The 16,750-nt window shown below is 73.8% G+C and carries 15 protein-coding genes; 7 read left to right on the top strand and 8 right to left on the bottom strand.

The window, feature by feature from the left end:
* Nucleotides 1–78: 78 nt before the first annotated feature.
* From catC to ACH9EU_RS08995, 3 genes are all read right to left on the bottom strand, one after another.
* Entirely contained in the window at nt 79–357 is a 279-nt protein-coding gene (catC, locus tag ACH9EU_RS09005; RefSeq protein WP_396413597.1) for a muconolactone Delta-isomerase, read from the bottom strand.
* Between the two features lie 64 nt (nt 358–421).
* Nucleotides 422–1,549, bottom strand: a complete 1,128-nt coding sequence (locus ACH9EU_RS09000; protein ID WP_396413596.1) for an enolase C-terminal domain-like protein — start codon at nt 1,547–1,549, stop codon at nt 422–424.
* Nucleotides 1,550–1,593: 44 nt separating this feature from the next.
* Entirely contained in the window at nt 1,594–2,481 is an 888-nt protein-coding gene (locus ACH9EU_RS08995; RefSeq protein WP_396413595.1) for a LysR substrate-binding domain-containing protein, read from the bottom strand.
* A 200-nt stretch (nt 2,482–2,681) separates the two neighbouring features.
* Between ACH9EU_RS08995 and ACH9EU_RS08990 the strand changes: the two genes are divergently transcribed.
* The 6 genes from ACH9EU_RS08990 to ACH9EU_RS08965 all read left to right on the top strand — a co-directional run bounded on the left by ACH9EU_RS08990 (nt 2,682) and on the right by ACH9EU_RS08965 (nt 8,367).
* Entirely contained in the window at nt 2,682–3,296 is a 615-nt protein-coding gene (locus ACH9EU_RS08990; protein WP_396413594.1) for a flavin reductase, read from the top strand.
* Between the two features lie 54 nt (nt 3,297–3,350).
* Nucleotides 3,351–4,340: a hypothetical protein gene (locus ACH9EU_RS08985; RefSeq protein WP_396413593.1), complete on the top strand. Its 990-nt coding sequence runs from the start codon at nt 3,351–3,353 to the stop codon at nt 4,338–4,340.
* Between the two features lie 135 nt (nt 4,341–4,475).
* Nucleotides 4,476–5,192 (top strand): LuxR C-terminal-related transcriptional regulator, encoded by a 717-nt coding sequence (locus ACH9EU_RS08980; RefSeq protein ID WP_396413592.1) that lies wholly within the window; start codon nt 4,476–4,478, stop codon nt 5,190–5,192.
* A 33-nt stretch (nt 5,193–5,225) separates the two neighbouring features.
* Nucleotides 5,226–6,521, top strand: a complete 1,296-nt coding sequence (locus tag ACH9EU_RS08975; RefSeq protein ID WP_396413591.1) for an ATP-binding protein — start codon at nt 5,226–5,228, stop codon at nt 6,519–6,521.
* Nucleotides 6,518–7,531: a hypothetical protein gene (locus tag ACH9EU_RS08970; RefSeq protein WP_396413590.1), complete on the top strand. Its 1,014-nt coding sequence runs from the start codon at nt 6,518–6,520 to the stop codon at nt 7,529–7,531. Before ACH9EU_RS08975 ends, ACH9EU_RS08970 begins: the two co-directional genes overlap by 4 nt.
* A 119-nt stretch (nt 7,532–7,650) precedes the next feature.
* Entirely contained in the window at nt 7,651–8,367 is a 717-nt protein-coding gene (locus tag ACH9EU_RS08965; protein WP_396413589.1) for a DNA-3-methyladenine glycosylase I, read from the top strand.
* Here ACH9EU_RS08965 and ACH9EU_RS08960 read toward each other — a convergent pair.
* The 5 genes from ACH9EU_RS08960 to ACH9EU_RS08940 all read right to left on the bottom strand — a co-directional run bounded on the left by ACH9EU_RS08960 (nt 8,333) and on the right by ACH9EU_RS08940 (nt 15,117).
* Entirely contained in the window at nt 8,333–9,550 is a 1,218-nt protein-coding gene (locus ACH9EU_RS08960) for an aminotransferase class I/II-fold pyridoxal phosphate-dependent enzyme (RefSeq protein ID WP_396413588.1), read from the bottom strand. The two genes, ACH9EU_RS08965 and ACH9EU_RS08960, sit on opposite strands and share 35 nt — an antisense overlap.
* Nucleotides 9,551–10,040: 490 nt before the next feature.
* Nucleotides 10,041–11,492, bottom strand: a complete 1,452-nt coding sequence (locus ACH9EU_RS08955; protein WP_396413587.1) for a 2-oxo acid dehydrogenase subunit E2 — start codon at nt 11,490–11,492, stop codon at nt 10,041–10,043.
* Between the two features lie 51 nt (nt 11,493–11,543).
* Nucleotides 11,544–12,527, bottom strand: a complete 984-nt coding sequence (locus ACH9EU_RS08950) for a transketolase C-terminal domain-containing protein (RefSeq protein ID WP_396413586.1) — start codon at nt 12,525–12,527, stop codon at nt 11,544–11,546.
* A complete protein-coding gene (locus ACH9EU_RS08945) occupies nt 12,524–13,897 on the bottom strand; it encodes a thiamine pyrophosphate-dependent enzyme (protein ID WP_396413585.1) in 1,374 nt (457 codons plus the stop codon). Before ACH9EU_RS08945 ends, ACH9EU_RS08950 begins: the two co-directional genes overlap by 4 nt.
* A 56-nt stretch (nt 13,898–13,953) precedes the next feature.
* Nucleotides 13,954–15,117, bottom strand: a complete 1,164-nt coding sequence (locus ACH9EU_RS08940) for a histidinol-phosphate transaminase (protein WP_396413584.1) — start codon at nt 15,115–15,117, stop codon at nt 13,954–13,956.
* Between the two features lie 169 nt (nt 15,118–15,286).
* On the opposite strand from ACH9EU_RS08940, the gene purB reads away from it, so the two are divergent.
* Nucleotides 15,287–16,726 carry an adenylosuccinate lyase gene (gene purB / locus ACH9EU_RS08935; protein ID WP_396413583.1) on the top strand — a complete coding sequence of 480 codons (1,440 nt, stop codon included), beginning with the start codon at nt 15,287–15,289 and terminating at the stop codon, nt 16,724–16,726.
* Nucleotides 16,727–16,750: the final 24 nt, after the last annotated feature.

Below are 16,750 nucleotides of genomic sequence, written 5' to 3'. Positions count from 1 at the left end.
GCGCCACCCGGACGTGCTGGGTGGCGCTCTTGCGCAATCTCGGGGCGGGGCCCGCGGTGCGGGGCCCGCGGTGGGGGGCTACTTCACGTCGGAGGGGTGCTTCGCCAGCGGCACCACGTCGCAGTCCATGTACGGGAACAGCGGCAGGTTCTGCAGGATGTCGTGCAGCTCGTCGTGGGAGTCGACGTCGAAGACCGAGTAGTTGGCGTACTCGCCCACGACGCGCCAGATCTCCGGCCACTTCCCGGAACGCTGCAGCTCCTGGGAGTAGGCCTTCTCGGTGGCCTTGATCTCCGCGGCCTCCTCCGCCGGCATGTCGACGGGCAGGTGGATGTCCATGCGGACCAGGTACTTCATGTGGATGTCCTTCCGTTGGGGTGAGGTCCGGACGCGTCCCGGACCGGGGCTGTGCGGGCTGGGGTCAGAGGCCGACGGACACCGACGCCGGGCGGTCGGTGCGGTAGTGGTTGAGCTTGTCCTCGTCCACCGCGGTGCCCGCGCCGGGGACCTGCGGGGCGCGGATCCGTCCGTCGGCGATCACGATCGGGGTGGCGAGCAGGTCGTCGGACATGTCCAGGAAGTTGGACAGCTCCCCGGCCCGCTTGGAGGTGTGGGCGAGGGCCGAGCCGAGGACCACGGAGGCGATCGTGCCGACCTGGGTGTCGATCTGGTTGCCGACATAGACGTCCACGCCCATGCCCTCGGCCATCCCGACGATCTTGGCGGCCTCGGTGAACCCGGAGCGGGCGGTCTTCACGGCCAGCAGGTTCGCCCCGCCGGTGAGGATCTCCTTGGCCGCCTCCCCCAGGTTCGGGGCGGACTCGTCGGCGGCGATCGGGATCGGGGAACGCTCCACGAGCCGGCGCCGGCCGAGGACCTCGCGGGCGTCGTCGGGCTCCTCGAGGAACTGCAGGCCCAGGTCGGCGGTGCGGCGCAGCACCTCGGCGGCCTCGTTGGCCGACCAGCCGCGGTTGGCGTCCATGTAGAGCTCGGCGTCCTCGCCCAGTCCCTCGCGCAGCACCCGTGCCGCCTCGACGTCGAGGCCGATCGGGTGCCGGCCGGTCTTGAGCTTGAACGTCGTGATCCCGTAGGTCTCCCGGAACTCCAGGGCCAGGTCCAGCAGCTCCTGGGCCGGCTTGAAGCCGAGCATGTGGGAGACCCGCATCGAGTCCGTGAACCCGCCCAGCAGCTTGGTCACCGGCTGGCCGAGGGCCTGGCCGATGACGTCCCACAGGGCGATGTCCACCGCGCCCTTGGCGGTCTGGTTGTGGATGGTGCGGGCCATCACCGTCTGGGCCTTCTCACGGTCCAGGACGTCCAGGCCCACCAGCTGGGGGGCGAAGACGTCCTCGACCACGGCCACGATGGACTTCTGGGTCTCCCCGTAGGTGTAGGGCCGCGGCGGGGCGTCGGCCGTGCCGACGATCCCGTCCTCGGTCGTGACGCGCACGAGCACGTGGTCCGCCTCGTGGACGGCCCCGGAGGCGAAGTGCAGCGGGTGGACATAGGGGATCGAGTACGGGACGGCCTCGATCGACGCGATCTTCATGGGTAGAAGGGACCTTTCGGGAACGGGCGGAACGGAACGGCTGGTCAGCGGCCGGGGTCGGCCTGGACGTCGACGACGAGGTCGATGAAGTGGTGGAGCAGGGCGGAGCGGTCCTCGCGCCGCCACGCCACGGCGAGCTCGACGTACGGGGTGTACTCGATGTCGCGGTACACGACCCCCTCGAGCTGGAACGTGCGCACGCCGGCGGGCACGACGGCCACGCCGCCGCCGGCGGCCACGAAGGACAGCAGGGTGGAGGTCTCCCCCGCCACCTGGGCGATGCGGGGCTGGAAGCCCGCCTGCCGGCACATGTCGGCGGCCGTGCGGTAGAGCACGGAGTCCGGCGGATAGGTGATGAACTCCTGGTCCTGGAGCTCGTGCACGGCCACGGGGCGGTCCACGGCGAGGGGGCTGAAGGACGGCAGCGCGACCACGAGCGGCTCGCGGGCCACGATCCGGTACTCGATCTCCGGGGAGGCCACGGGCGGGCGCAGCAGGGCCGCGTCGAGCGTGTGGTCCCGCAGCCCCTGCTCCATGGCGGGCGTCAGCATCTCCCCTTGCAGGGCCAACGACAGGCCGGGCATGACCTCCTTGGCCCGGCGGACCACACGGGGCATGACGCCGTAGGTCGCGGAGCCGGAGAAGCCCACCCGGAGGACGCCCGTGGCGCCCTGGCCCACCTGGTACACGTCCGCCTTGAGGGCCTCGATCTCGTTGATGATCCGCCGGCCGCGGTCCAGCAGCACCTGGCCGGCGGCCGTGAGGTCGACCCGGCGGGTGGTGCGGTCCAGGAGCCGCACCCCGAGGTTGTCCTCGAGCTGGCGGATCTGCTGCGACAGCGGCGGCTGCGCCATGTGCAGGCGCTTGGCGGCCCGGCCAAAGTGACGCTCCTCGGCGACGGCGATGAAGTAGTTGAGCTGCCGGATCTCCATGGTGGCCAGTCACCCTTCCGTTCGGTCCGGCAGCGGCCGCCGTCGGCCCCTCCGTGGATCGACCTCTCGCCGATTGATCTACACAATAACCCGAATACGTCCTATTAGGACAGTTGTGTGACAAGGTTTCGTGCCGCTTGCCGGTGCCGGGAGTTCGGACGCCCCGTGACCGGCACCGGCCGGCGTGGTCCAATGGGGCCATGCGCACCGACATCGGCGCCGACCGGCACGGGTCCTTCGTGCGGGCGGTCAAGTCCCTCGTGGTTCCGCGACCGATCGCCTGGGTCAGCTCGGTCTCCGCCGCAGGGGTCCACAACCTGGCCCCGCACTCGTTCTTCACGGTGGCGTCCGGCTCGCCCACCATCGTCCAGTTCGTCTCCGTCGGGGAGAAGGACAGCCTGCGCAACATCCGGCACTCCCGGGAGTTCGTGGTCAACCTGGCCGCGGCCGGGCTGTTCGAGCGGATCAACGCCACGGGCACGGACTATCCGCCCGGGATCAGCGAGTTCGACGCCGCCGGGCTCACCCGTGAGCCCTCGCTCACCGTGGCCGCCCCTCGGGTGGCGGAGTCCCCCGCGGCCATCGAGTGCCGGCTGCACGGCGAGCCGCTGCCGATCGGGGACAGCTTCCTGGTCTTCGGCGAGGTGACCCACGTCGTCGTGGACGAGGACGCCATGGACGAGCGCGGCCCGGTCGTGCGGTCCCTGGACCCGATCGCCCGGCTCGGCCGGAACGAGTGGGGCGAACTGGGCCGGATCCGCTCGATCCGGCGTGTCCCCTACCGGGAGACGGCGCCGGAGGCGGACCTGCCCTGAGCGGAGGTCCCCGGCGCTCCGTGCCCGCCGGGTGCGCCCGTAGACTTCGATGACATGACGCCTTCCTCGACGCCCGGCTCGCCCTCCCACGACGACCCGATGCCCTGGTCGGACGACGATCGGCACGGCGCCGACGACGCCACCCGGCCGATGCCGCCGGTCAGCCGCTTCCCCGAGGGCCCGCCCCCCGCGGACACCGCCGCCGGGCCCCGCGAGCGCCGCGACCCGAGCGCACCCGGCCCCGAGAGGACCCTCGACGACTCCGCGGACTGGTCCTGGTACGACGACGACGACCAGCACACCCGCCCCATGCCGTCGGTGACCGCCCAGCGTCCGGTCCACGACGAGCCGGCGTCCTACGCTCCGGGCGGCGGGCACGGGGCGGCGCCCGGCTCCGCCCCCGCGGCGGGCTACCCCACGGCGGGCTACCCCACGGCGCCGGGCCACGGGACGGCGCCGGCCTACGGGACGGCCGGCCACCGGGAGACCGATCCCGCGGCGCGGCTCGCCCGCCGGCGCGAGGAGTTCGGCGGCCTGCAGCTCGTCCCCGGCTTCTACGGCTGGCTCAGCGCGCTGGCGCTGACCTGGCTGCTGCTCGCGCTGGCCGGACTCGTCGCCTCGGCCATGGGCGCCGGGCTGCCCGAGGCGATCGGCGACATCGTCGACGACCTCGCGTCGGGGACGGCGGCCGCGTGGTCGGCGGTGGCCGTCCTGGGCGTGGTCGAGTTCCTGGCGTTCCTGGGCGGCGGCTACACCGCCGGCCGGATGGCACGCTTCTCGGGGGCCGGGCAGGGCGTCTCCGTGTGGTTGTGGTCCCTGTTCGGCCGCTCGGTGGCGACGGTCGCCGGTCTCGTGTGGGCGGACACCGTCGGGCTCTCACCCGTGGGCATCTCGGCCCAGGCGCTCATCGGCGAGCAGCTGGCGCCGGGGCTGCTCGCCGTGGCCGCGGTCCTGGCCGTCGACCTCCTCGGAGCGGTCCTCGGCGGCCTCTGGGGCCTGCGGTACCACCGTCGGGTGGACCGCTGGGACGACACGGAGAGGTAACGTTGCCCCCGGGACTGTGTCGGATTAGCATCCGGCGGCCCGACCGGCGACAATCGGAGCACCTCGGTGTGTTCCGTCACCCCCACGCAGAGACCTGCGGGCCGGCCCACCGAGCAGCACTCGGAGGAAACGCCCATGCCGTCCACCCTTGTCGCCGTCGTCGATGACCACGAGGTCGTCCGGGAGGGCGTCCGCCTCGTCTCCATGACCTCGCAGGCGGACGTCAAGCTCGTGGGCGCGGCCCCGACCGTGCCCGCCCTGCTCGACCAGCTGGGGCGCGACCCGGAGAACCCCGCCCTCACCGCCCAGGGAGCGAAGCGGATCGAGTGCGAGGTCGTCCTGCTGGACCTGTCCCTCGACGACCGGTCCCGGCCCGCGACCAACGTGGAGCTGCTGCGCGCCGCCGGCATGAAGGTCCTCATCTTCAGCATCGGGGAGAACGCCGCCCTGATCCGCGAGGCGCTGCGCGCGGGCGCACTGGGTCTCGTGCGCAAGTCCGACCCGCTCGAGCACGCCATCGAGGAGGCCCGCAACATCGCCGACGGCAAGCCCGTGATCACCAAGGAGCTCGCCGCGGCCATCGACGGCGACGTCGAGTTCTCCCGGGCCAGCCTGTCCCCGCGCGAGCAGGAGACCCTGCGCCTCTACGCCTCCGGGTTCGCCCAGGTCCAGGTGGCCCGCCGCATGGGCATCAAGCAGAGCGCCGTGAAGACCAACATCGACCGGATCCGGGAGAAGTACGCCCGGGTGGGACGCCCCGCGCCCACGAAGATCGACCTGCGCATCCGCGCCATCGAGGACGGCCTCGTGGAGCCGACGGCGGACGTCACGACCGCGGAGAAGTACCTGTGAGCCCTGGCCCTGCCCGGTGAGGGCCCTCGCTCCGTGAGCCATCCCGCGCCCCGGCAGCAGCTGGCCTACCGGAAGGTCCCGGCACGGCGGCGGCGCACCGGCCCGCTGGTGCCCACGTCGCCGCAGGAGCTCGGCATGAACTCCTACCGGATCCACTGGCTGGCGAACATCTGCCACGGTCTCGTGGCCGTCGCCCTGTTCCTGGAGTCGCTCACGGTCCTCGAGGACCAGCTGCTCTCCTTCCGGCGGTGGCACCTGGTCTTCCTCGTGCTGCTGGTCCTCAACGGCTTCCTGCTGCTCTGGCAGATGGCCAACCGGCGGGTGCGCCTGGGGCCGGCCCTCGTGACCCCGGTGCTCGTGGTGCCCACTGTCCTCGCGCTCCCGCTGGCCTGGACGGAGGTCCCGCCGGCGCAGGACCCGTGGGTGGAGCCGTTCATCCTCCTCGCGGCGGCCGCCACCGTGATGGTGCTGAGCGTGGAGGTGGCCCTCGCCTACCTGGTCACGGTCACGGCCGTCTACGTCCTGGTCATGGTCCACACCGCGGCCGCCCCGAACGTGATGGACGTGGTCTTCGACGCCACGAGCCGGATCGCCTTCGGGGTGGTCCTCGTGGTGCTCATCAGCCTCGTCTACAAGGGGGGCCAGAACGCGGACCGGGTCTACGCGGAGGCGATCGCCCAGGAGCTGCGGCTGAACCGCACGCGCTCGCAGGCCGAGGAGCAGGAGCGGCTGGACCGCCTCATCCACGACAACGTCATGGCGGCACTGCTCGACGCGGGCCGCGCCCCGGGGCCCGTCCAGAGCCGCACCCGGGAACTGGCCCAGCGCGCCCTCGACGTCCTGGCCCTCGAGGAGCGCCGCGCCCGCGGCCAGGCCACCACGATGGTCCACGACCTCCTCGACGAGCTGCTCGACGCCCTGTCCCCGTGGCGCAACCGCGTGCGGTTCAACAGCATCACCCCCTACATCAGGCCCCCCGGCGAGCCCCGTCCCCTGATCCCCACGGAGACGGCGCAGGCGCTCGTGCAGGCCATCACCGAGGCGGTCTCCAACAGCGCCCGCCACTCGGGCACGGACGTGACCTTCGTGACGATGGACGGCGACCAGTGCCCGCCGACCCCCATCAATCCGGAGGGCTTCTTCCTGCGGTTCCAGGTCGTCGACCGGGGGCGTGGCTTCCAGCTCCGCGGCATCGACTCCCGCCGGCTGGGGGTCCGCGTGTCGATCGTGGGCAACGTGGAGCACGTGGGCGGTGCGGTGGAGATCGACGCGGCCCCCGGCCGGGGCACCCGCGTGACCATCCTGTGGCCCCGGGACGCCCAGCCGTGATCTCCCGCGTCCTCTTCCACCCGCTGACGCTCGTGGCGGCCGGGGTCTTCTTCCTGATCCCCATGGTGCTGGGCATCCTCCAGACTCCCGGCATGGACCGGCCCGACCTCATGACGGCCGCTCTCGTCACCTACCTCACGGCAGTGGCGCTCGTGGTCCATCCGTACGGCAGGCGACGGCTGCCGGAGCTGCCGACGGCGCTGGCCGTGCTGCTCATGCTCGTGTCGATCCAACGGTCCTACGACGCCCTGAACCCCCAGGCCGAGCTGTTCGGCGGGCAGTGGTTCACCCTGGGCTTCGACGGGTTCCTCGTGGCCTTGGGCGTGCGCCGCCGCGGCGGGTGGGGCTGGGCCACGCTCATCATCGCGGTCGCCGTGTCCATGACGTGGGGCGCGCGCTCGGCCGTCGGTGTGTGGGAGGCCGGGCTGAGCAACGCGGCGGCCGCGGCCCTGCTCCTGGCCAGTCAGCTCATCGCGCGCGAGTACGACCGGGCCTCCGGCGCGTTCGCCGAGGCCTGGGAGATGGCGGCCGCCGCGCGCACCCACGGCGAGGCCGAGAAGGACACCGTCAACGCCTCCGTGCAGCGCGTCCAGGAGGTCCGGCGGCTGGCCGGTGGGCTCCTCGAACGGATCGCCCACGACCCCTCCCCCGTCTCGGCCTACGAGATCGAGCAGTTCCGGCTCACGGAGGCCCAGCTGCGTGACTCCATCCGGGGCCGGTCGGTGGCCACCCCCTACCTGCTCGAGGTCACCCGTGCCGCGCGGGCGCGCGGGGTGAAGGTCGACATCCTCGACGAGCGGGGCACACGCCTGCCCATCGCCGTGCTGCGCTCCGCCACGCGCCAGGCCATGGAGGTCCTCGACGCCGCGACGACCGGTTCGGTGACGATCCGTGCCTTCCCGGAGGGCGAGCCCACCGCGGTCTTCATCGTCCACGACGGCAACGCCGCGGACGAGGACCCCGTGGCCATCGAGATCGCCGACGGCACGGGCGAGGTCTCCCGGTTCTGAGCCGTCGCGCGAGGCCGGTCCCACTGCACCGGTCCGGCGCCCGCGGGGCCCGGGCAGGTCCCGTCCACAACCGGGTCCGAGCGTGCCGCCCGCGGCCACGCCGCTCCTACCGTGGCCCCATGGACGACGCACCCGCCACGCGCGACCCGGACCCCGCTCCCCATGCAGCGCCCGGGGACCTCCCCGCCGCCGCGGGCCACCGGGAGGACCCGGGCCCCGGTCACCGTGGAGCTCCCGAGGACGCCTTCCGGGCGGTGCTGTGCGGGGACGGGCTGCGCCGCTGCCCCTGGGCGCCCGCCGCCGGTCCGGCCCTCCTCGAGGAGCACGACCGGCGCTGGGGCGTGCCCCCGTCGGACGCCCCGGGCTGGTTCGAGGCGGTGTGCCTGGAGATCCTCCGGGCCGGCCTGTCCCGGAGGAGCATCGCCGAGCGGCGGGAGGGCCTGCACCGTGCCCTCCGGGGTTTCGTCCCGGAGGACCTCGCGCGGCTGACGGACGACGACGTCGACGACCTGCTCCTGGATCCCGCCGTCATCCGCAACCGCACCAAGATCGAGGCCCTCGTGCACAACGCGCGCGCGTGCGCCGGGATGGGCCCCGAGGACTGGGCGCGGCACGTCGCGGACCTGGGGCCGGCCCGTGCCGCGCGACCGCGCACCGCCCTGGAGGCGGCCGGCCGGTCTCCCGCCGGCGACCTCCTCGCCGCACGGCTCAAGGGCGCGGGGGTGGTGTTCGTGGGAGGCACCACGGCGCACCGGGTGCTGCTCCGGACAGGGGTGCTGCCCGGTCACCTCGCCGGGTGCTTCAGGGCCGGGACTGGAACCGCAGGATCCGGGTGAGGGCCTCCGCGACACGATCGGGCCCGGCCGCGAGGGACAGCCGGACCGTGCGGTGGCCGTGCACGGCGTCGAAGTCGAGGCCCGGCACGACGGCCACGGCCTCGGCCTCCAGCAGCCGCCGGCACCACTCCAGGGAGCTGCCGTGGCGCTCGAGCTGCCGTCCGAGGTCCGCGTAGAGGTAGAACGCGCCGTCCGGCGGCGCGCTCTCGCCCCATCCCAGGGCCGGCAGGGCGTCGAGGAGCAGGTCCCGGGACCGTGCGAACTGCTCCACCGCGCGGTCCGCCTCCGCGTAGGCCTCCGGCGTGAACGCCTCCACGGCGGCGTGCTGCGCGGCGGCCGGTGGGCAGAGGCTCACGTTGCCCGCGAGCGCGTCCACCGCACCGACCAGGTCCGGCGGCAGCAGCGCCCAGCCGAGCCGCCACCCGGTCATCCCCCAGTACTTGGAGAACGAGTTGATCACCACCGCGCTCCGGTCGTGCTCCCACGCGCTCGTGCCCCGGTAGGGCCCGTCCCCGCCCGCCGGGCGTGCGTGGACGATCCCGTGGTAGATCTCGTCGCTGATCAGCCGGGTCCCGTGCTCGGCGCACCACGCGGCCAGGGCGGCGAGCTCCGCGGGCTCCAGCACGGTCCCGGTCGGGTTGGCCGGGCCGGCCACCACGAGGCCGTGGAGCGGTCCGCGGGCGGCCACCGCCGCGTCGAGCAGGGCGGGCGTGGGGCGGAACCCGGTCGCCGGCCCGCAGTCGAGCTCCACCACCTCGGCGCCCAGGGCCGCCAGGGTGTTGCGGTAGGCCGGGTAGCCCGGCCGGCACACGGCGACCCGGTCCCCGACGTCGAAGGCCGCGAGGAAGGCGAGCACCAGCGCCCCCGAGGCTCCCGTGGTGATCGCGACCTGCGCGGCGGGGACGTCCAGCCCGTACCACCGGGCGCAGTGCCCCGCCACGGCCCGGCGCAGCGGCTCGATCCCGAGGGCGGGGGTGTAGCCGAGGCCCTCGTTGCGGGCGTGCACGCGGGCGGCGGCCTCCGCCACGACACGCGGGGCCCCGCCGGAGGGCTCGCCGGCGCACAGCGAGACGACGTCCCGCCCGGCCGCGCGGAGGCGCTCGACCTCCGCGAGGATCTCCATGACCCGGAACGGCGCCACCGCCGATCGGGCCGACGGGCCGGGTGGGCGCAGCGCTGGCATGCCCCCACCCTACGGCTCGCGGAGCCTCCCGGGACGCCACGGGGCACAGAAGTGGGGACGGCCCTGCGCCGGATCGCGGGCCGGAATGCGCACTTCGGGGGACAGCATTTCAGCCATGCATCCGCAATAATGAACCCAGTCCTGGACGTCGGGACGTTCCGCCGAGGCGGGGCGCCGGGCGTTGGGGGGACGAGGCCGCCGGTGATCGTGCCGGCGGCCGACCGGGAAGGTCGCCGGCCGCGACCCGCGTTGCACCGGTGATCCCGCGTGAATGAGATGTGTGATTGTGTCTGGGGGGATTTCAATCACGGGTCCACAACGGCGGTGACGCCGGGCGCGGACGCCGGCCTTCCCGATCACGGTGTGCGCCGCCGGGCGGAGTCCCGGCGGGGAGAGGCGCAGGCCGTGGGGCGCTCGCGTCGACGACGCAGCACTCGGCCCCGCACCGTCCGGTGCGGGGCCGTTGCCGTGCGCCCCTCCGGGCCGCCGCTCACTCCAGCAGCAGCGCCGGCTCCTCGAGGATCCGGGCGACGTCGGCGGTGAAGCGCGCCGCGAGGTCCCCGTCCACCACGCGGTGGTCGAACGACCCGGCCAGCGTGGTGACCCACCGGGGGATCACGGTCCCCTCCACGACCCACGGCTTCTGCTTGATGCTCCCGAAGGCGACGATGGCCACCTCGCCGGGATTGATGATGGGCGTCCCGGTGTCCAGCCCGAGGGCCCCGATGTTCGTGATCGTCACCGTGCCTCCCTGCATGTCCGCCGGCTGGGTCCGTCCGGCACGGGCGGTCCGGGAGAGCTCGTCGAGGGCGACGGCCAGATCCCGCAGGGAGAGTTCCTGGGCGTCCTTGATGTTCGGGACCATGAGCCCGCGAGGTGTCGCGGCCGCGATCCCGAGGTTCACGAAGTGCTTGACCAGGATCTCCTCGTCCGTCCACGTGGCGTTGACCTGCGGGTTGCGGGCCACCGCCCAGACGACGGCCCGGGCCAGCACGAGCAGCGGTGTGACCTTGACGCCCTCGTAGTCCGGGGTCGCCTTGAGTCGCTGCACGAACTCCATGGTCCTGGTCGCGTCCAGCTCGACGAACACCGAGGCGTGCGGTGCGCTGAACGCGCTGCGCACCATGTTCTGCGCCGTGGCCTTGCGCACGCCCTTCACCGGGATCCGCTCGATCCGCTGCTCCGGGGCCGAGCGCCGGGCCCGGGACCCCGACTCCTCGAGCCGGGCCGCGTGGGCGAGGAGGTCCTGCTTGGTGATCTGCCCGGCGGCCCCGGTCGCCCGCACCTCGGCGAGGTCGATGCCCAGGTCCCTGGCGGCCTTGCGCACGGGCGGCTTGGCCAGTGTGGGGCGGTGCGGGACCGGGACGGCGCCCGGCGCGTCGCCGCGGCCCGGCCGGCGCCAGACGCCGCTCTCCTCGGCCAGGCGCGCGGCCCGGCCGGCAAGGCCCTGTGCCGCGGTTCCGAGGCCGCCCCCCAGGGGGGTCCGGGAGAGCTTCTCCGTCCACCCCGCGGAGCGCGGCGGCTCGGGCTCGGGGGACTGCTCGGGCGGCGGTGCCGTGCGGCGGCGCCGCCGCACGGGGTCGGCCTTCGGCCCCGAACCCACGAGGGGACGGTCCGCGTCGGCCCCGGCCGGCGGCGTGCCGGCCTCACCGTGCGCCCCGGGCATCCCGGTCCCGCCCGGGTCGGGCCGCTCGACGGCCTCCTCGGCGGTGCCGACGGCGATGATGGGGGTCCCCACCTCGACGGTCCGCCCCTCGGGGACGAGCAGGTCGAGGACGGTGCCCGCGTACGGCGACGGCAGCTCGACCACGGACTTCGCCGTCTCGATCTCGACGAGCACCTGGTTGACCGTCACGGTCTCTCCGGGCGCGACCTTCCACGCGAGGATCTCCGCCTCGGTCAGGCCCTCTCCGACGTCGGGCAGGGTGAAGATCTGGGGCATGTCAGTGAATTCCTCTCTGGCGCGTGTCCCGGGCGGGCGGGGCAGGCGGGGTCAGTAGGCGAAGGACCGGTCGAGGGCCTCGAGGATCCGGTCGAGGTCCGGCACGTACTGGTCCTCGACGGCCGCCACGGGGTAGGGCAGGTGGAAGGCGCCCACCCGCAGCACCGGGGCCTCGAGGGCGTAGAACGCCCGCTCGGTGATGCGTGCGGCGATCTCCCCGCCGAGGCCCCCGAAGCTCGGAGCCTCGTGGGCGACGACGAGGCGGCCGGTCCGCCGCGCGGAGTCCTCGAGCGTGTCGAAGTCGATCGGGGACAGCGAGCGGAGGTCGACGACCTCCACGCTGCGGCCGTCCTCGGCCGCGGCCTCGGCCGCGGCGAGGGCGACCGGCACGAGCGGGCCCCAGGCGACCACGGTCGCGTCCTCGCCGGGGCGGACCACCTGGGCGGAGAACGGGTCCGCCGTGGGCCGCTCCCGGTCCACCCCGCCCTTGAGCCAGTACCGGCGCTTGGGCTCGAGCACGATCACGGGGTCCTCGCACGCGATGGCCTGCTGCGTCATCCAGTAGGCGTCCTGGGCGTTGGACGGCGTGATGATCCGCAGGCCCGCGGTGTGCGCGAACAGGGCCTCGGGGGACTCCGAGTGGTGCTCCACGGAGCCGATGCCGCCGCCGTAGGGGATGCGGATCGTGACGGGCACGGTGACGGCCCCGCTCGTGCGGTTGCGCAGCTTCGCCAGCTGGGTCGTGATCTGGTTGAAGGCCGGGAAGACGAACCCGTCGAACTGGATCTCGCACACGGGACGGTAGCCGCGCATCGCCAGCCCCACGGCGGTGCCCACGATCCCGGCCTCCCCGAGCGGGGTGTCCATCACCCGGTGCGCGCCGAACTCCGCCTTGAGTCCGTCCGTCACCCGGTAGACGCCACCGAGGGAGCCGATGTCCTCCCCCATGAGCAGGACGCGGGAGTTCTCCGCCATGGACCGGCGCAGGCCGGCGTTCACCGCCTTGGCGATCGTCAGCTCGGGAGCGGCGTTCATGCGAGGTCCTCCTCGGTGCCGGCGGAGCGCTCGTCCGGGGCCCCGGTCGCGGGGTCGGCGGCCACGGTCAGGCTCGCGGCCTGCGTGCCGCGGTCCGGACCGCCCGTGACCGCACCGGTGTCGTGGGCGGCGTCGTCGTTGTCGTCGTCGTCGTTGTTGTCGTCGTCGTTGTCGTCGTCGTCGCGCGGGGCGTTGTCCTCGAAGCCGGCCTGGTAGGCGGCGTACCAGGCCCGCTCCTCCTCGACCAGCGGGTGCCGCTCGGCGTAGGGCTTGTCGAAGAACTCCTCGAACGAGGGCGGGGACATCGCCAGGACGTCCTCGCGGGCACGCGCCGCCCAGTCGCGGGCCGCCGAGGCGACCTCCTCGAAGAAGTCGTCCGCCGTGCCGTGCTCCTCGCGCAGGTGGGCCTCGAGCCGGACCAGCGGGTCCAGCTCGGCCCAGCGCTGCTCGTCCTCCCGCCGGCGGTACTTGGTGGGGTCGTCGGCCGTCGTGTGCGCGCCCAGGCGGTACGTCTCGGCCTCCACCAGCACGGGGCCCCGGCCCGCGCGGGCCTGCTCGAGGGCGTACCGGGTGGCCGCCAGGACGGCCAGCACGTCGTTGCCGTCCACGCGAATCCCCTCGAACCCGTACCCGGCGGCGCGCTCGGCCAGCGGGACGCGGGACTGCGTCGAGAACGGCACGGAGATCGCCCACTGGTTGTTCTGCACGAAGAAGACCACGGGAGCGTCGTAGGAGGCCGCGAAGACCATGCTCTCGTGCACCTCGCCCTCGGTCGAGGCGCCGTCCCCGAAGTAGGCGATCACCGCGGGGGCCCCGGCCTCCCGGCCGGCCTCCTCCGCGGCACGCCGGTCCAGCGCCACGCCCATGGCGTAGCCCACGGCGTGCGGGACGTGGGAGCCGAGCACCATCGAGTACACCTGCATGCCGTGCTCGTCCGGCACCCAGCCGCCGGCGCTGGTGCCGCGGAAGATGCTCAGCAGCTCCGCCGGGGCCACGCCCCGCTCGATCGCCACGGCGTGCTCCCGGTAGGTGGGGAACACGCGGTCCTCCGGGCGCAGCGCGCGGGCCGAGCCGACCTGGGCGGCCTCCTGCCCCCGCATGGGGGCCCACAGCACGAGCTGTCCCTGCCGCTGGAGGTTCGTGGCCTCCTCGTCGAAGCGGCGGGCGAGCACCATCGACCGGTACAGCTCGCGCAGCACCGCCGCGTCCACGTCCCGGACGTACGGGGAGAGGACCGGGTCCTCGCCCCGGCCGCCGTCCCGGTCGAGGAGCCGCACCAGCCGGGTGCGCACCTCCGGTGTCGGCACGGTGCGGTCCGTCGCGGCTCGGTCCGGCACGCGCGCGGCCGGGGACGAGGGAGCGGCATCCATGGGCAGGACGTCCTTTCGGGTTGCTCGGGCGGTGCGGGGCCGTGCGGGCCCGCGGGTCAGAGCACGGGCGGGTGCGGGAAGCGCGCGCACAGCTCCAGGAAGCGGGTGTTGGCCTCGGGCTCGCCGAAGGTCACGCGCACCCCCTCGTCCCCGAAGCGGCGCACGGACAGGGCGTGGGTGTCGCACAGCTCGGCGAACCGCCCGCTGTGCTCCCCCAGGTCCAGCCACACGAAGTTGGCCTGGGTCTCGGGGTGCGGCCAGCCGAGGTCCTCGAGCCCGGCCAGCACGCGCACCCGCTCGTCGACGACCCGCTGGACGCGCTCGGCCACCTGGTCGATGTGGCGCAGGGAGGCGATGGCGGCGCGCTGGGCCAGGTCGGTGACGGAGAACGCCGGGGCGGCCTGGCGCAGGTACGGGGTGATCCCCTGCCCGGCCACCGAGTAGCCGATCCGCAGGCCGGCGAGTCCGTGGGCCTTCGAGAAGGTCCGCAGCACGACGACGTTGGCGTGCCGGCGGTAGGTCTCGATGCCGTCGACCAGGTCGTCGCGGCGCTGGAACTCCTGGTAGGCCTCGTCCACGACGACGACGACGTCGCGCGGCACGGCGGCGAGGAACTCCTCGACCTGGGCGGTCGTGAGGCTGGGGCCGGTCGGGTTGTTGGGGGTGCACAGCAGCACGACCTTCGTCCGGTCGGTCACCGCCGCCGCCATGGCCTCGAGGTCATGGGAGCCGTCGCGGCGGTTGGGCACCGGGACGCCCCGGCCGCCGGAGAGCCCGATGCTGATGGGGTAGGCCTCGAAGGAGCGCCACGCGTGGACCACCTCGTCGGGCGTGCCGTCCGCGGCCGTGCCCACGAAGGCCCCGAGCAGCTGGTTGAGCGCCCCGAGGCTGCCGGCGCCGGTGACGACGTCCTCGGGCGGGACGCCGAGGTGCTCCCCCACCACCTCCCGCAGCTCCGCGGAGGTGGTCTCCGGGTAGCGGTGCACCGCGTCCCAGCCGGCGATGGCCTCGCGGACGGCCGGAACGGGGCCGAAGGGGTTCTCGTTGGAGGACAGCTTGTAGGGGGTCAGACCCTCGACCACGACCGGCGGTTGGCCGGCCACGTATCGGGGCAGTCGGGACAGGGCGGGTCGCGGCCGGGGCGCCGGGGTGGTGGCGGCGGGCGCGCCCGGGGCCGGGGTGTCTCCGGCCTGGATCTGGGCAGCGTCGCTGGTACTCATGGAGCACATGCTATCCCCGCAGGAGCCGGGTTCCGTCGGCGCGTGACGCGGGGTCCCCGGGAGCCCCGGGATTCGTCCGGGCACGATACAACCGGGGCCGGGAATTGTCGGCGGCGGAGCACGGACCGGCCGGCGGGGGCCGCCCGCGGCGCCGTGGGAGAATGTGCCCATGCCCACCACGAAGAACACCCTGCCCGATCCCCTGCCCTCCGGGCGCGCCGCGCTCGCGGCCGCCGAGCCGCCCGTCGCGCTGGGCCCGCTCGACGGCCGCTACCAGCCGGTCGTCGCCCCGCTGGTCGACCACCTGTCCGAGGCCGCGCTCAACCGCAACCGCGTGCACGTCGAGGTCGAGTGGTTCATCCACCTGGCCGAGCGCTCCGTCCTGCCGGGCCTGGCACCCCTGACCGGCGAGCAGGCGGCCGGACTGCGACGCATCGTCACGGACTTCGACACCGACTCCGTCGCGGAGCTCGCCGAGATCGAGGCCGTGACCGTCCACGACGTCAAGGCCGTGGAGTACTTCATCGGCCGCCGCCTGCCCGGCCTCGGGCTCGAGCACCTCGTCCCGCTCGTGCACTTCGGGTGCACGTCCGAGGACATCAACAACCTCGCCTGGGCCCTGGGCGTCAAGGACGCGACGACGGACGTGTGGCTGCCCGAGGCGCGCGCGCTCGTCGCGGAGGTCGCCGCCCTGGCCGGGGCGGCCGCGGGCACCCCGATGCTCTCCCGCACCCACGGCCAGCCCGCCACGCCCACCACGCTGGGCAAGGAGATGGCGGTCGTCGCGCACCGGCTGGGCCGTCAGCTCGCCCGGATCGAGCGCACGGAGTACCTGGGCAAGATCAACGGCGCCACCGGCACCTACGCCGCGCACTACGCGGCCGTTCCGCAGGCGGACTGGACGGAGGTCTCCCGCGGCTTCGTCGAGGGCCTGGGCCTGGACTGGAACCCGCTGACCACCCAGATCGAGTCGCACGACTGGCAGGCCGAGCTCTACGCGGACATGGCCCGCTTCAACCGGATCCTGCACAACTTCTGCACCGACGTCTGGTCCTACATCTCCATCGGCTACTTCCAGCAGGTCCCGGTGGAGGGCGCGACGGGCTCCTCGACCATGCCGCACAAGGTCAACCCGATCCGCTTCGAGAACGCCGAGGCCAACCTCGAGCTCTCCGACGCGCTGCTCGACGTCCTCGGCGCCACACTCGTGACGTCCCGCTGGCAGCGCGACCTGACGGACTCGTCCTCACAGCGCAACATCGGTGTGGCCTTCGGGCACTCGCTGCTCGCGGTCTCCAACGTGCGCAAGGGTCTCTCCCGCCTGGACGTGGCCGAGGACGTCCTGGCCGCGGACCTCGACGCGAACTGGGAGGTCCTCGCGGAGGCGATCCAGATGGTCATGCGCGCCGAGGCCGTCGCCGGCGTCGAGGGCATGGACAACCCCTACGAACGGCTCAAGGAGCTGACCCGCGGACACCGCGTGGACGCGGCCCGGCTCCAGGAGTTCGTGGCCGGCCTGGGCCTGTCCGCCGAGGCCGAGCGCCGGCTGTCCGGGCTGACGCCGGCGACGTACACGGGCATCGCCGAGGACCTCGTCCGCTACCTGTGACCCGGGCCCCGGCGGGGCCGGGGC

Source organism: Kocuria rhizosphaerae (assembly GCF_044462265.1).
Lineage (GTDB): Bacteria > Actinomycetota > Actinomycetes > Actinomycetales > Micrococcaceae > Kocuria > Kocuria rhizosphaerae.
Note: the sequence above shows the minus strand (reverse complement) of the source record. Positions and strands in the feature narration are given on the sequence as shown.

Bases quoted from the DNA above. Each gene is read 5' to 3' on its own strand.
- catC (WP_396413597.1), bottom strand. From the start codon at position 357: ATGAAGTACCTGGTCCGCATGGACATCCACCTGCCCGTCGACATGCCG.
- ACH9EU_RS09000 (WP_396413596.1), bottom strand. From the start codon at position 1,549: ATGAAGATCGCGTCGATCGAGGCCGTCCCGTACTCGATCCCCTATGTC.
- ACH9EU_RS08955 (WP_396413587.1), bottom strand. From the start codon at position 11,492: ATGCCCCAGATCTTCACCCTGCCCGACGTCGGAGAGGGCCTGACCGAG.
- ACH9EU_RS08945 (WP_396413585.1), bottom strand. From the start codon at position 13,897: ATGGATGCCGCTCCCTCGTCCCCGGCCGCGCGCGTGCCGGACCGAGCC.
- ACH9EU_RS08990 (WP_396413594.1), top strand. From the start codon at position 2,682: ATGCGCACCGACATCGGCGCCGACCGGCACGGGTCCTTCGTGCGGGCG.
- ACH9EU_RS08995 (WP_396413595.1), bottom strand. From the start codon at position 2,481: ATGGAGATCCGGCAGCTCAACTACTTCATCGCCGTCGCCGAGGAGCGT.
- ACH9EU_RS08985 (WP_396413593.1), top strand. From the start codon at position 3,351: ATGACGCCTTCCTCGACGCCCGGCTCGCCCTCCCACGACGACCCGATG.
- ACH9EU_RS08940 (WP_396413584.1), bottom strand. From the start codon at position 15,117: ATGAGTACCAGCGACGCTGCCCAGATCCAGGCCGGAGACACCCCGGCC.
- ACH9EU_RS08950 (WP_396413586.1), bottom strand. From the start codon at position 12,527: ATGAACGCCGCTCCCGAGCTGACGATCGCCAAGGCGGTGAACGCCGGC.
- ACH9EU_RS08960 (WP_396413588.1), bottom strand. From the start codon at position 9,550: ATGCCAGCGCTGCGCCCACCCGGCCCGTCGGCCCGATCGGCGGTGGCG.
- purB (WP_396413583.1), top strand. From the start codon at position 15,287: ATGCCCACCACGAAGAACACCCTGCCCGATCCCCTGCCCTCCGGGCGC.
- ACH9EU_RS08980 (WP_396413592.1), top strand. From the start codon at position 4,476: ATGCCGTCCACCCTTGTCGCCGTCGTCGATGACCACGAGGTCGTCCGG.
- ACH9EU_RS08965 (WP_396413589.1), top strand. From the start codon at position 7,651: ATGGACGACGCACCCGCCACGCGCGACCCGGACCCCGCTCCCCATGCA.